This is a genomic window from Gluconobacter sp. P1C6_b (assembly GCF_018811945.1).
In the GTDB taxonomy this organism is placed as follows: Bacteria; Pseudomonadota; Alphaproteobacteria; order Acetobacterales; family Acetobacteraceae; genus Gluconobacter.
Genome location: NZ_JACRVU010000041.1, coordinates 1 through 12,536, shown reverse-complemented (window position 1 = coordinate 12,536; position 12,536 = coordinate 1). Strand labels below are relative to the sequence as shown.

General features: G+C 55.8%; 12 protein-coding genes and 5 pseudogenes. 9 read left to right on the top strand and 8 right to left on the bottom strand.

All coding sequences use genetic code 11. The features are described 5' to 3' along the window. Both KP701_RS15490 and KP701_RS15485 read right to left on the bottom strand, forming a co-directional pair. The coding region (locus tag KP701_RS15490) for a transposase (protein WP_215747837.1) at positions 1 to 181 on the bottom strand (181 nt) is incomplete at its 3' end. A gap of 15 nt (positions 182 to 196) precedes the next feature. Beyond that, entirely contained in the window at positions 197 to 706 is a 510-nt protein-coding gene (locus KP701_RS15485; RefSeq protein WP_215747836.1) for an SDR family NAD(P)-dependent oxidoreductase, read from the bottom strand. 69 nt (positions 707 to 775) lie between these two features. Between KP701_RS15485 and KP701_RS15480 the strand changes: the two genes are divergently transcribed. Further along, complete coding sequence (locus tag KP701_RS15480; protein WP_077804087.1) at positions 776 to 1,378, top strand: TetR/AcrR family transcriptional regulator; 603 nt, start codon at positions 776 to 778, stop codon at positions 1,376 to 1,378. A gap of 304 nt (positions 1,379 to 1,682) precedes the next feature. On the opposite strand, the pseudogene KP701_RS15475 reads toward KP701_RS15480, so the two are convergent. Continuing rightward, positions 1,683 to 1,877: pseudogene (locus KP701_RS15475) on the bottom strand (transposase zinc-binding domain-containing protein); the annotation flags it as partial. Here KP701_RS15475 and KP701_RS15470 point away from each other — a divergent pair. From KP701_RS15470 to KP701_RS15445, 6 genes and pseudogenes are all read left to right on the top strand, one after another. Next, a pseudogene (locus KP701_RS15470) lies at positions 1,867 to 2,598 on the top strand (IS701 family transposase); the annotation flags it as partial. The pseudogenes KP701_RS15475 and KP701_RS15470 sit on opposite strands and share 11 nt — an antisense overlap. Before the next feature lie 173 nt (positions 2,599 to 2,771). Continuing rightward, positions 2,772 to 3,245: a heme-binding protein gene (locus KP701_RS15465; protein WP_158093574.1), complete on the top strand. Its 474-nt coding sequence runs from the start codon at positions 2,772 to 2,774 to the stop codon at positions 3,243 to 3,245. Between the two features lie 20 nt (positions 3,246 to 3,265). Beyond that, positions 3,266 to 4,723 (top strand): annotated as a pseudogene (locus tag KP701_RS15460) (carbohydrate porin). A gap of 76 nt (positions 4,724 to 4,799) precedes the next feature. Continuing rightward, positions 4,800 to 5,342 carry a sugar dehydrogenase complex small subunit gene (locus KP701_RS15455; protein WP_077804089.1) on the top strand — a complete coding sequence of 181 codons (543 nt, stop codon included), beginning with the start codon at positions 4,800 to 4,802 and terminating at the stop codon, positions 5,340 to 5,342. Between the two features lie 25 nt (positions 5,343 to 5,367). Next, a complete protein-coding gene (locus KP701_RS15450; protein ID WP_077804090.1) occupies positions 5,368 to 6,960 on the top strand; it encodes a GMC family oxidoreductase in 1,593 nt (530 codons plus the stop codon). A gap of 3 nt (positions 6,961 to 6,963) precedes the next feature. Further along, a complete protein-coding gene (locus KP701_RS15445) occupies positions 6,964 to 8,373 on the top strand; it encodes a cytochrome c (RefSeq protein WP_077804091.1) in 1,410 nt (469 codons plus the stop codon). A gap of 156 nt (positions 8,374 to 8,529) precedes the next feature. Here the strand turns inward: KP701_RS15445 and KP701_RS15440 are convergent. Next, a pseudogene (locus KP701_RS15440) lies at positions 8,530 to 8,883 on the bottom strand (integrase core domain-containing protein); the annotation flags it as partial. A gap of 44 nt (positions 8,884 to 8,927) precedes the next feature. Between KP701_RS15440 and KP701_RS15435 the strand changes: the two are divergent. Beyond that, positions 8,928 to 9,320: pseudogene (locus tag KP701_RS15435) on the top strand (transposase); the annotation flags it as partial. 266 nt (positions 9,321 to 9,586) lie between these two features. On the opposite strand, the gene KP701_RS15430 reads toward KP701_RS15435, so the two are convergent. Then, positions 9,587 to 10,198 (bottom strand): TetR/AcrR family transcriptional regulator, encoded by a 612-nt coding sequence (locus tag KP701_RS15430; protein ID WP_077804094.1) that lies wholly within the window; start codon positions 10,196 to 10,198, stop codon positions 9,587 to 9,589. Positions 10,199 to 10,270: 72 nt separating this feature from the next. Here KP701_RS15430 and KP701_RS15425 point away from each other — a divergent pair, with 72 nt between their 5' ends. Next, positions 10,271 to 11,389, top strand: coding sequence for an MFS transporter (locus KP701_RS15425; protein ID WP_211556245.1), 1,119 nt, complete (start codon positions 10,271 to 10,273; stop codon positions 11,387 to 11,389). Between the two features lie 38 nt (positions 11,390 to 11,427). Here the strand turns inward: KP701_RS15425 and KP701_RS16610 are convergent, their stop codons facing one another. The 3 genes from KP701_RS16610 to KP701_RS15415 all read right to left on the bottom strand — a co-directional run. After that, a complete protein-coding gene (locus tag KP701_RS16610; protein ID WP_077804096.1) occupies positions 11,428 to 11,766 on the bottom strand; it encodes a nuclear transport factor 2 family protein in 339 nt (112 codons plus the stop codon). Positions 11,767 to 11,772: 6 nt separating this feature from the next. Next, entirely contained in the window at positions 11,773 to 12,087 is a 315-nt protein-coding gene (locus tag KP701_RS16425) for a transposase (RefSeq protein WP_235993399.1), read from the bottom strand. Beyond that, a partial coding sequence (locus KP701_RS15415) for a transposase (RefSeq protein ID WP_252345683.1) occupies positions 12,017 to 12,536 on the bottom strand: 520 nt, incomplete at its 5' end. The genes KP701_RS16425 and KP701_RS15415, both read right to left, overlap by 71 nt.

Below are 12,536 nucleotides of genomic sequence, written 5' to 3'. Positions count from 1 at the left end.
TCTTCCCGGMAAAGGTCGCCGCCATCCCCTCGATCGCCTGCCGTTTCCACTGGGCGATCATCGTCTGATGTACCCCATGTTTCGAAGCCAGTTCCGCCAGCGTCAGTTCCCCACGGATCGCCTCCAGCGCAACCCGTGACTTGAACTCTGCCGCATACCGTTTCCGCGTAACCTTGCCCATAAAACCCGTCCTCGTTCAGGCCAGATGATAGCTTATCGCCCTGTCCGAAAAATGGGGACCACCTCTCAATGCCGATTTACTCATTCCATAAGCCGTAAGACCTTCGAACGGCATTCTGTCTCCATGCACAGAACCTATCAGGATAATCCGGCCGCCCTCACTCATCTGACGCGCAGCTTCGACGGATGCGAAATAAGGGCCGCGAATATTGACGTCGATCAGATGGTCTACTGCATCCGGCTCCAGCGTTAGCGGGTCGCCTGGCAACAGAAGGGCGGAATTATAGACCAAAACATCAAGCGGCCCTATCTCGCGCAGGAGGGCAATCGTCGCATCGCGGTCTGAAGCGTCGCTGCGGATCGCGTGTGCGCCAGTACGAGCCGCGACTGCCTCCGCAGCTGTCTGCGATCCAGCCCAGGTGAATGACACGTCGTCGCCTTCTGCAGCAAAGCGCGCGACGATCGCCGCCCCAATTCCACGACTGCCGCCGATGACCAGAATTTTGCGTGTTGCCGAAGCCAACATTAGGAGCTCCTTGAATTTGTTGATTGATCGCTACATAATTCATTAAGCACTAACGTCAAGGATTTTTGAGTGACCGATCATTTATTATCAAAAGGAGCGCGTGGCCGCCCCCGCCGGTTCGATCCAAATGCCGCTCTCATCACCGGGCGCGCATTATTTCACACGCACGGTTATGAAGCGCTTGGTATTGCCGCCATTACCGAGGCACTCGGTATCCGGCCGGCCAGCTTCTATGCTGCGTTTGGGAGCAAGGCCGCCTATTTCGAGCGAATTGCAGAAGCGTATGTGGCCGAAGTTCTGCCGCTGGAGGCCTTCTTTCGTGATGACTGTCCGATTGTCGACAGTATTGCCGAGCTGCTGGGCGAAGCCGCACGCACATACACGACCTGCAGTGATCAAGCAGGGTGCCTGATCCTTGAAGCGTTGCGGGCCGATCGTAGCGGCGAAGGAAGGCGCATCGCTATGCGCGTTGCTCAGATCCGTCGTGAAAAGCTGCAAGCCTTCATCGCCCGCGGGGCACCAGCGGTAGCATTAATCGCAACCGACGTCGTGACGGTGACAATGGCCGGCATGTCGGCTGCTGCGCGAGATGGTGTCAGCTGTGTATGTCTGGAGCAGGTCGCAGCGGTTGCTACGGTCGGCCTACGTTCACTTATCGAGGGAAGCGCGTAGGCAGTTGATCAATAGTGATGATATGGTGATATGTTCGCAATCCCGACTCTACGAACTGATCTCAGGCTGACTTTCATTAAACTGCCTATCTGCTCAGTGATGTAGGAGCAGACAGGCGGCTTACGCCTTCAAAGCGGTCGTTCAGACGGTGTCTGCAACTTCCCAAAATCGGACGCAGCTAAATTTAGGATCTGACAGGCGATGGATTCTGCGTAATGTCGGGCAAACTGTGCATCCCAACCTTGGACTACCGCATTTCTCATTTTCGTCGTGGGCCTTCCTCTCTCTATAGACGGGCGTCGGTCGAAATCCGTGCCGGCAGGGTGAAGACGACATGGAAATACCCGACCGGCAGCAGATCGGCCTCCCGCTCGGCCAGCCATGTCCGCGCGGCGTTCACCTGACAGCGCGGACAGTGACGGTTGCGGCAGCTGTTATAGGCGATCCGCCAGTGTCCGCAGTACCCGCAGGGCGCGACATGCCCACCAGCGGCGCATGTTCCTGATGATATCCGCTTTGCCACCAAACCGGCGCTGGCAACTACGATGATCGGACGTGCGCTGGATGCCGACATATCGTTCGCTTGGGTCGCGGGCGACAGCGTGTATGGTGTCGGCGATTTGGAAATGGCTCTACGCCGCACGGGCAAAGGTTTCGTGCTGGGCGTGAATGCCAACCACTGGTTTTACTCCTGGCGACCTGACGTGATGTGGGTCGCCGAGGCCCGCGAGATTATCAACACCCTGCCTGACGAAGCCTGGGTCCGGTGTTCGGCCGGGCACGGTACCAAGGGCGAGCGATGGTATGACTGGTTGTATTGCCCGATGGCCGATCTCCACGCGTCGGAATATGCTGACACCCTGACCGGAACATGGACCCGAGGCCTGCTGGTCCGCCGCAATCCCGCTGATGGCGATCTGCGCTATTTCATAACCTGGTGCCCCCAGGGGACGCCGCTTGAAACGCTGGCCCGCGTTGAAGGCGCGCGCTGGCGGATCGAGGAAGGCTTTGAGACCGCCAAGAACGAATTTGGCCTTGACCACAACGAGACCCGTTCCTGGCACGGCTGGCACCGCCACGTCTCTCTGGTCATGCTCGCCCACGCCATGATGGCCGCCGTGCGCTCCCAGGCGAACGTCCTTGCGCTCAAAAAAAGACCGCTTCCAACGCGCAAAAGCTTATCCAGTGGTCAATTCAGGAAATCCGTCGCCTCGTCGTGAAAATCACCCAGGCCCAGATCCGGGTCCCGCATATCCTCCGGTGGTCCGTTTTTCGACGAGCCCATCAGGCTCAGGCATTAAAATAAAAACGCAACTGTGTGCTGATCACGGAATTTTCAAGCGTCGTATTATGTTCAATGTCGTATGCAGAGCGAATCGAACATAGGAATGTTATGAAAAACAACTTTTTTGTTACCTCATCTATCTTAATCGCTACGTTCCTTGGCTCTGCAAGCCAGGTATTGGCTGTTGAGCAAAAGCCAGCACTCGAGGACGCAGATGTTTTGAAGATGGCGTCGGCCGCCCGCAAAGCTTTAGCCGAGCAGCACATTAATGGCTGTATCGTTATCGCGGACCCTGATGGCGTTCCTCTCTATGTCGAGCGTCAGGTGAATGCTACTCCCAATTGTCTCTCTGCAGCATTAGGAAAAGCCAAGTCGGCCGCCATTTTCAAGACAGACACCAACGTGTCCTATGAAGGGCTGGTCAAAGGAGAGGTTCACAATCTCGCTGTGCCGGATCTCTCAAGCAACCCAGGTGGTGTTCCGCTCTTCGTCGGCAAAACCGTCGTCGGCTCCATTGCCATAAGCACTCCCGATGGCTCGAAGGATCTCGCAGTCGTCCATGCCGCTGCTAACGCTCTCTGACGCGCTGGAGTTGTCTTTGTATGAGCTCTAACCGTCTTTGGCGCTGCTGCCTCGCTGCCGCTGTAACACTGCTTGCGAGTTCGTCCGCAGCTTACGCTGATAATGCGACCAACACCCAGAGCTCGCCTGCATCTGTGAAAATGACAAACCTGCAGCAGACTATCCCCGGTTTTCTGCAATCGCCCTATGGGGCCCCATCATTCGGTGCACCATATGGGACGACGCACGCCCTCGGAGACTGGGGCGGGATACAGCCTTGGCTTCAAAAGCACGGCGTTTATGTCGCTCTTGCCCTGTACGAAGGGATTTCCGGAAATGTATCAGGAGGTCGCAAGAAAACTTACACCGTTGCAGGTCAGGTTGGCAGCACCGTCGATATCGACTTTCGCAAGCTTTTTGGAACCGGTCAGTGGTCAGATGATTTGTGGCTGCACACCCTCATCGTCAATGGGCACGGAACCAATCTCAGCCGCTCCTTTGGTGATAACGGCAATCAGGTTCAGCAGATCTACGGTGCGCGTGGAAACGTCGTTGCCCATCTCGTCTGGGCATATTTCGAGAAATCCTGGTTCAACCATAAAATCGACCTGGCCACCGGCTGGATCCCGACCGGGACGTTTTTCAACAATGCCCCTTGGGTGTGTAACTTCATGAACGTCTGGATGTGCGGAAACGTCACGCCGACGAAGTACCTCGTAGGCGGGCGGGACTGGCCTTCTGGCAATATCGGTGGGGTGCTGCGCCTGATGCCCAATCCTCATGTTTATGTCATGGGAGGTGTCTTCGCCGTCTCGCCACATTCATATAACGGCGGTATCTCCGGCTGGTCCTAGGGACAATCCAATCTGGGCAAACTTTCAACGGAAGCTGAAATTGGCTGGATTCCTGAATTCGGACACGACAAGCTGATCGGTCACTACAAGGTTGGAGTGATGTACGACAACTCGCGCTACAACAACCTGTATGAGGACATCAACGGGCGGCCATGGGTTGTCACGGGTCTGCCCGCTCGCAAACAAAGCGGTCAGACGTCTGTATGGGTCATGGCAGACCAGATGCTGGTTCGACACGGCGATGGCCCATCCAACGGCCTCGTCTTCGGTGCTCAATACGCCTACGCAGACGGTAAAACCTCACAGATCAACCACCATATCGTCGCGGCGCTTATGGATACAGGGCATCTGTGGGGCCGCCCGGAGGACGGTATCGGCATCGCTTTCCAGTGGGCCCATTTCTCCCGCAGTGCGGTTTTGTCCCAGCAGGCTGCTCTTGCCAACGGTTTGGCGCTGGTCGGTGCCAATTTCGGAACGCCATACGGCATTCAGGGCCATGAGACCATTTATGAAGCGTATTACACCTATCATGTCCGGACCGGTGTCACCCTTCAGGGCGACTTCCAGTACGTCAACCATGTCGGTGGAACGACGGTTTTTAACGACGCTGCTGTACTGAGCAGTGCTTTGAATGTTGCCTTCTAGGGAAGACGGGATGTTGAGGGTGTTAAAGCCTGCGTCACTGTCAGAACGGTATTTCAGAACTTGAGGATCTATCTCTATGCGCTTCACAAAAAAGGGTCTCTCCCGCCGGCAGGTTCTCGCAACCTCGTTGACGCTTCCAGCTCTCGGCAGCCTTCCGGGCTTTGCGCGCGCAGCCGGTCTCGTCACCCTTTCGCAGTTTCATGACCTGTGTGGAACCCTGACAGGAAAGTCAGGACTCAATCTTGAAATTTCCAACAGGATCCTCACAGCCCTGACGGCCCTGGACAGCAGCTTCCCCCAGAAGGTCGGTAGCCTCATCAGCGCCATGAAGACCTATGGTCTGAAGGACATGTCCGATTTCAAGCAGTTTGCTGAGCAGAATGCGAATCAGGCTCCTGTTGCGATGAGCATCATTTCCGCATGGTATCTGGGCTATACGGGCACACCCCTCATGGACGCCACGCCCGCCGTGGGCCATCCTGTCGATGACGCAACCTTCGTCACCTATGTGGGCGCCCTGATGTACGCGCCGACAGCCGACACAACCGTCATCCCAAGTTATTCCCGTGGTCACACCAATTACTGGGTGAACCCACCCGCCAGCCAGAGCGCTGGTTGATTGCTGATTTCAGGTAGGTAGAATCATGACCACTCAATACGATGCAGACGTGATTGTCGTCGGCTCAGGCGCAGTTGGCAGCAACGCAGCCTATGAACTTCTCAAACAGGGCAAGTCTGTCATTGTCCTGGAATCCGGCAGGTGGATCCCGCGTTGGAAAATCGTTGAGAACTTTCGTTCGTCTCCGCGGAAAGGCAACCATAACGACCCCTACCCGAACCAACCCTGGGCGCCGACATCTTTCTCACCCGATTATATTGAGAACACAGGTAGCTTTAAATTCCTTCCCGGAATGCTCCGCCTGGTCGGTGGTACAACCTGGCACTGGGCAGCGGCCACCTGGCGCTTCCTGCCCAACGATATGAAGCTCAGGACCCTTTATGGTGTCGGGCGCGACTGGCCTATTTCCTATGATGAACTGGAGCCTTATTACGGACGCGCCGAGTTCAATCTTGGTGTGGCCGGCAGCGACACGCAGGATCAGTCCGGGCAGGGCGGAGCAGGCCAGTTTCCACACCGCTCCACACCGTATCCAGTGCCTCCCGAAGCGGAAACCTACTACTTCCAGCGCATTAAGGCCCGCCTGGCTCCGGAAGGGTTCAACTTCATCCATGAGCCCAACGCACGCACCAATCAGCCCTGGGATGGTCGCCCTGGCTGCTCAGGCAACAACAACTGCATGCCCGTCTGTCCCATCGGGGCCATGTATTCCGGCGATGTCCATGCTAAGCACGTCGTAAAAATGGGCGGCAAAGTTATCGAGGACGCCACGGTCTATAAGCTCGAGAAGGGCTCGGACGGCAAAATTGTCGCAGCGCACTACAGAACGTCCGATCACAAAGACATCCGCCTGACTGCACGGTATTTCATCATCGCTGCAAACGGCCTGGAGACCCCAAAACTTTTGCTCATGTCTGATGTTGCCAACTCGTCCGACCAGGTCGGGCGCAACATTATGGACCATACTGGCATGGGGCTGCAGTTCCTGGCAGACGAACCGCTGTGGCCAGGTCGCGGGCAGGTTCAGCAAGGTGGCATCTTCAACTGGCGTGATGGTGAGTTTCGTCGTGAACACTCTGCCATCAAACATGCCTTGACCAACACCGTGCCAAACAGAGCCATCACACAGCATCTTCTGTCCCAGGGTATCGTGGGACCTGAACTCGATGAAAAAATCAAGGACTGGGCGGCACGTTGGGTGGATATCTCCTCGGTGTTCGAACTGCTTCCAAACCCTGAAAACCGCATTCAGCCCTCGGCGACCCGCAAGGACGCGCTGGGGATTCCGACCATGACCGTCCACTACAACACCGATGATTACATTGAGCGCGGAGCTGTCAAAGCCAAGGCAGATTACGCAAAGTTCGTTCAGACGATGGGTGGTACAGTTATTAACGACAATACCGGCTGGCAGAACCGTGACCACATCATGGGGACCGTCATTATGGGTAATGATGCCAAGACCTCGGTGGTCGACAAGGACTGCCGGGCCTGGGACCATAGTAACCTGTTCATGGCGACAACTGGCGTCATCCCGGCTTGCGGTGTCGTCAACCCGACCTTGACAGGCGTAGCCTTCGCCATTCGCGCTGCCGATATTATCGCCAAGGAAGTCTGAGTCATGACACGTTCTCTCATCGCTGGTCTTGGCCTTCTCACCCTTGCCGCCATCCCGCATTTCGCGATGGCTCAGGATGGCACTGACGATTTCATTAAAAAGGGAGCTTACATTGCCCGCGCGGCAGATTGTATGGCCTGCCACACCAATCCGGGTGGCAAAGATTATGGTGGCGGTTACGTCATTTCTTCACCGCTGGGGGACATCATTGCCTCCAACATCTCGCCTTCAAAAACCTACGGTATTGGCAACTGGACCGAAGGCCAGTTTGCTCAAGCCGTTCGTGAAGGCGTCGCCCCTGAAGGTAATCTTTACCCGGCGATGCCCTATACCTCATATTCCGGTATCAGTGATGCTGACATTCACGCGTTATATGTGTATTTTATGCAAGGTACCGCGCCTGTCGATGAGGCCCCGGTCAAGAAAACGAATCTTCCCTTTCCGTTCTCACAACGCTGGTTGATGGCGGGATGGAACGTGCTGTATGCGAGCGGAAAGCCCATGCCCGCCGCAACCACACAAGAGGGGGGCGCCAAGCGCGGTGAGTATCTGGTCAACGTGTTGGCTCATTGTTCGACTTGTCACACACCGCGTAACATTGCCATGTCTGAAGACCAGAGCCGCTTTCTCGGCGGTGCGGACCTCGGGGGGTGGCACGCACCAAATATCACCTCGGATCCTGTCAGTGGCATTGGCGGATGGAGTGACGAAGACATCAAGTCCTATCTGCGTGACGGCAGTGCTCATGGCAAAAGCCAGGCGGCAGGAGGCATGGCAGAAGCGGTCGAACACAGTCTGCGTCACCTCACTGATTCTGACCTGACCTCGATTGTCGAGTACCTGCGTACCGTCAAGCCTGTTCGGGACCCGAACCAGAAAGCTCCGGGCTTCAGCTTCAGCACGCCAAAGCTCGCAGACCTCGCAAAGCTTGACGCACCGATCGACCGCAGCCCTGATGCGATGACACTGGGAACAAGCACCAATGGTGCGGAATTGTACACCGGTGCGTGCGCCTCGTGCCATCAGTTGAACGGGCAGGGGACACATGACCAGTTCTATCCTTCACTGACCTCGAACACCATTGTCGGTGGTCCAACGTCTCAGAACCTGGTTATGGCCATCCTCAAAGGCGTGGACCGTGCCACCAACAACGGAACCGTTGCGATGCCAGCCTTCGAAGGCCAGTTGAACAACGAGCAGGTTGCCGCTGTTGCAAACTATGTTCTCTCCAGATTTGGGAATGACGCCTTGCATGTCAGCGCTAGCGATGTCGAACTGCTCAAACGTGGCGGCCCCAAGCCCTTTATAGCACGCTACGCTCATAGCATGAGTGTTGCAGGAATAGCTGCTGCAGGATTGTTTGTTTTGATTATCATTTTTCTTCTAGCTCGCCGCAAAGTGGCAACGCGCTAAGGGACGAAGCTGGAGGGACCGAAGAACCGTTGGGTTGATGTGTCTTGTTTCTGATTCGCGGCTTTGGACGTTCTGATTGACGGTTCTTTTTGACGTACCCCGTTTTTTATGGCTTTGGGTTGATGGGATGACAAGTATCTCGTGGGCGTGCCCCCGAGATACTTGTCTGGCAACCTGATCCGGTGTTCTGCCACCCAGTTGGAAATGGGGGCGCACCGTATTGTAGTCTTTCCCGCCAGTCAGCCAGAGCCTGTCGGGCATGGCTGAGAGACGTGAACAGCGTCTCGTTGTGGCATTCATCCTTCAACCGGCCGTTGAAACTTTCGACAAAACTGCTCTGTTGCGGTGTCCCGGGGGCGATATAATGCCATTCAACCTTCATCTCATCCGCCCATTTCAGGATGGCATGGGATGTGAACTCCGTACCGTTGTCACTGACAATCATGAGGGTTTGCCATATCTTTCCACCAGGGCCGTCAGTTCCCGCGCCACACGTCCACCTGATAATGATACCGAAGGCTGTTCTGATTCAGTCCTTGGACGGAGGGTCGGGTATGGCTAGAGCGATTGCTTTACGGACGGATTATACGGCTGATGCGCTTCGGTGGCTGGCCGCTCGTACACGGGATGCGAATGTTGCAAGGCGCCTTTTGTCTCTGGCTGCGGTGCGTGAGGGTAGCAGTCGAGGCGAAGCGGCGCGGATCGGTGGCATGGACCGGCAAACCCTGCGGGACTGGGTGCTCCGGTTCAATGCTGCAGGCCCAGCCGGCCTGCGGTATCAATGGTGCAATGCCTCTGTCTGCCGCCTGACGGCGGACCAGCAGGCGGAGCTCTCGGCATTGATCGTCGCCGGACCTGATCGTAACCGAGGCTGTGTGGTCCGTTGGCGCAGTATTGATCTGAAGCGGGTGATTGAGAAGCGTTTCGGTGTTTCATATCACAATCGCCAACGCTATCCTCAAAACTGGAGTGCCATGGCGCATTAGCTCCGCCGCTTAAACACAGTTGCTAGAGACTGAATCAGCAAACGGTCTGATCGACTTCCGCAGAACTTCAGCAGATATCCTCGCTCATATTGCAGCCGCTTTGTTCCACGCGCTCATCCGCCGGGATAGAGTCTTCGGCACGATGGCTCCCATTCAGGCGATACGGTCAAACATAGATGAATAAATTCAAATAATTTTATCTGGACGCTGTCCACATGGTGAATGAACTATTTCAATAGTTCCTCTTCACGAGGCTCTTTTGAAATACTTTTCATAATGAGCCTCGTAAGGCGCTGCGCGAATTCAGCATCAAGTTTGCCTCCCAGAAGAAGGTGATACCAAAATGCACCATGAAACGCGGCGACCGCCATTTCCACATCGGCATCTTCCAGGATTTCTCCGTTTGCAATGCCGTCACGAAAAATGGTGGCGACGATTTCCGCTCTTGGCTCAACAAAACCGGCCCGGAAACTCTTTAGAAATTCGGGATCGTCCTGCGCGGACGCAATCAGGTTCCTGATCGCAGGTCCATCCTGCTGCAAGTTCCTGAACACGTTGACCAGAAAATGCAGCAACCGCTTCTCGGCGCGGCCGTCCGATAGAACGTCCGCATCACCAGCGCTTTCCAGGAACGCGGCCAGAACGAGTTCAGCCTTACTCGGCCATCGGCGATAGAGCGTCTGCCTGCCAACACCAGCCTCTGTTGCAATCATCTGGATGCTGACACCGCAATATCCGTGTTGCAGGACGAGCTGCCGGGCTGCCGCCAACAGGCTTGGCCCAACTTTATTATCGCGCGGGCGCCCCGGAGAGCGAGTAGAGGTTGTCATTTTCGTCATTGCGGTACGCCGGTCTCGTATATATTATGATACCTTGGTCTCGTATTTAGATTGCCCAAACAGGAAATGTCCATGTTAAAGCGAAGGGGCGTCTTTGCTCTGCTCTGTGTCGCATGTCTGACGATCATGGTCGGCTGCGTTATCGTACCTGGCCTGCCCGGCATCGCGACGGCTCTCGGTCTCTCCCAGGAAGCAAGCTGGCTGGTCACCTTGCCCTCACTCGGCGTAGTGATCTTTGGCCCCTTTGCCGGCCACCTGATTACACGCCTTGGCTCTCGCCAGGCCTTGCGTATTGGCCTCGCTCTGTACGGAGCGCTCGGGCTGGCATGTATATGGCTGAGCAACGCAGTATTGATCTTTTCTGACCGGCTTTTGCTCGGGGGAGCAACAGCGATCGTGATGGCTTCGGGCACAGGGCTTTTATCCGATTTTTTTGAGGGACACGCGCGGCTCAAGATGATCGCACTCCAGGGCATGGCCATTGAACTGGGAGGCGTTATCTTCCTGTCTCTGGGAGGACTCCTCGCCAGTATGGGATGGCAATGGCCGTTTTCGCTCTATCTGATGAGTTGGGTCTTTCTCGTTCTCGTCGAACTGTTCGTACCGTATCCGCCAGTCAAACCCGTTGCGTCACCCCAAACAGAAGCAGATCGAGGTTCTGTTCTGGGCAAACTGGCGCGAATATATATAGCCGCTCTCCTCTCCATGACCGTGTTCTTCACAGCGATCATCTCCTTGCCCAGACGGCTGGAAGGCATTCACTTCTCCGAGGCGCAAACAGGGTATTTTCTGTCATTCGTCTCTCTTGTCGCTGTAGGAGCAGCGTGGTTTCTCCCAAAAATCTGTCGGCGTATCGGGGAGCAAAACACTTTGCGGGCGGGCTTTCTGGCCTATGCAGCCGCCCATGCACTTTTTGCTTCCATGATGACGGCAGTCCCGATGATTGGCGCTGCAATCATGCTCGGGACCGGTTTCGGACTGACAGTTCCCCTCGTCAATCACCTGACGATCGAACGCACCCACTCTGTCGAACGCGGCTCAGCACTTGCCTACCTGTCTGTTGCCATTTTTATGGGGCAATTCCTGTCATCGTTTTTGGAATATCTCCCTGGCAATATAAGTTCTGCCTTCATAGCCGCCATTATTCTGGCTTTGGGCGGCGTTGCTGTCTCTGGTCGGCCATCGTTGTAAGAAACTGACCAACCTGCGGCGTTTTGCGACACCATCAACTATCCGTCGATCGGGTCTTCGTTCTCTTCAGATCCCAATGATCTGCGATACACCCCATTCAAACCCCTGCGCAGCAGCTCCTGCTGCTCAGCCGACCCGTCGACGGGCAGAAGGGTGCGCCTGGCAATCATCCAGCGACCTTTGTGCCGTTCAAGCTCCCAACGGTTCACGACCACGCGGTGAATGCGGTATCCCGTCGAGGCCCCATGATTTGGCAGTTCGCGTCGATGACCTTCATGGTCAAGATGAATAATCATGAGGTAGGATGTGACAATCGCGACGTCACCCCGCAGATCGATAAGCGGCAGACCAGTAAAATGGGCAAGGCCGCCTAGCAACTGTGTTTAAGCGGCGGAGCTAATGCGCCATGGCACTCCAGTTTTGAGGATAGCGTTGGCGATTGTGATGAGGCGCCGTGCGATAGCGACGATCACTAGTTTATGTGGTTTACCCCGCTCTTTCATGCGCTTGGCAACAGCTTTCAGAACTGGATTATGGCAGGCAGCTGCCAATCCTGCCTGGAACAGCACGTGGCGGAGAGATCTTCTTCCCCCTGAAATGACCCGTTTCCCACGCATCGCGCCACTATCATGAGCCATTGGCGCAAGTCCGGTCATGGCAGCGGCTTCTGTCGCTGTCATGGGGCCGAGCTTTGGCATTTCTGCGAGAAGCATGGCGACTGATACCGGGCCCATACCAGGAATGAAACGGAGAGGCTCTGCTATGGCGGAGAGTTCTTCTGCCTTTGCGATAACGCTTTTCAATCCGTTGTTCAAGCTCGCTGATCTGGCTTTCGAGAAATGCTTTGAGACTGCTGTCCATCTCCTCCAGTTCAGCGCTCACACCTTGCTTGCGGCGCGCCGAAATCTGGGCAGAAAGCCGTTTACGTGCCTCCACCATCTGAGCTCTGCGCACCGTCAGTGCCCGCAGAAACTGGAGCTTCTCATCCGGCAGTGTTCGTCCTGCTTCTGGACGAAAAGCCATAAAGCGCGCAATCAATTCCGCATCGATCTGATCGGTTTTCGCGCGTTTCCCCATGGCGAGTGCGAAAGCTTTGATCTGTGCTGGAGGCAACTGGACGGCATTGAGTCCCATACTGATGAGAACA

Bases quoted from the DNA above. Each gene is read 5' to 3' on its own strand.
- KP701_RS15485 (WP_215747836.1), bottom strand. From the start codon at position 706: ATGTTGGCTTCGGCAACACGCAAAATTCTGGTCATCGGCGGCAGTCGT.
- KP701_RS15430 (WP_077804094.1), bottom strand. From the start codon at position 10,198: ATGACGAAAATGACAACCTCTACTCGCTCTCCGGGGCGCCCGCGCGAT.
- KP701_RS15425 (WP_211556245.1), top strand. From the start codon at position 10,271: ATGTTAAAGCGAAGGGGCGTCTTTGCTCTGCTCTGTGTCGCATGTCTG.
- KP701_RS15445 (WP_077804091.1), top strand. From the start codon at position 6,964: ATGACACGTTCTCTCATCGCTGGTCTTGGCCTTCTCACCCTTGCCGCC.
- KP701_RS15450 (WP_077804090.1), top strand. From the start codon at position 5,368: ATGACCACTCAATACGATGCAGACGTGATTGTCGTCGGCTCAGGCGCA.
- KP701_RS15455 (WP_077804089.1), top strand. From the start codon at position 4,800: ATGCGCTTCACAAAAAAGGGTCTCTCCCGCCGGCAGGTTCTCGCAACC.
- KP701_RS15465 (WP_158093574.1), top strand. From the start codon at position 2,772: ATGAAAAACAACTTTTTTGTTACCTCATCTATCTTAATCGCTACGTTC.
- KP701_RS16425 (WP_235993399.1), bottom strand. From the start codon at position 12,087: ATGCCAAAGCTCGGCCCCATGACAGCGACAGAAGCCGCTGCCATGACC.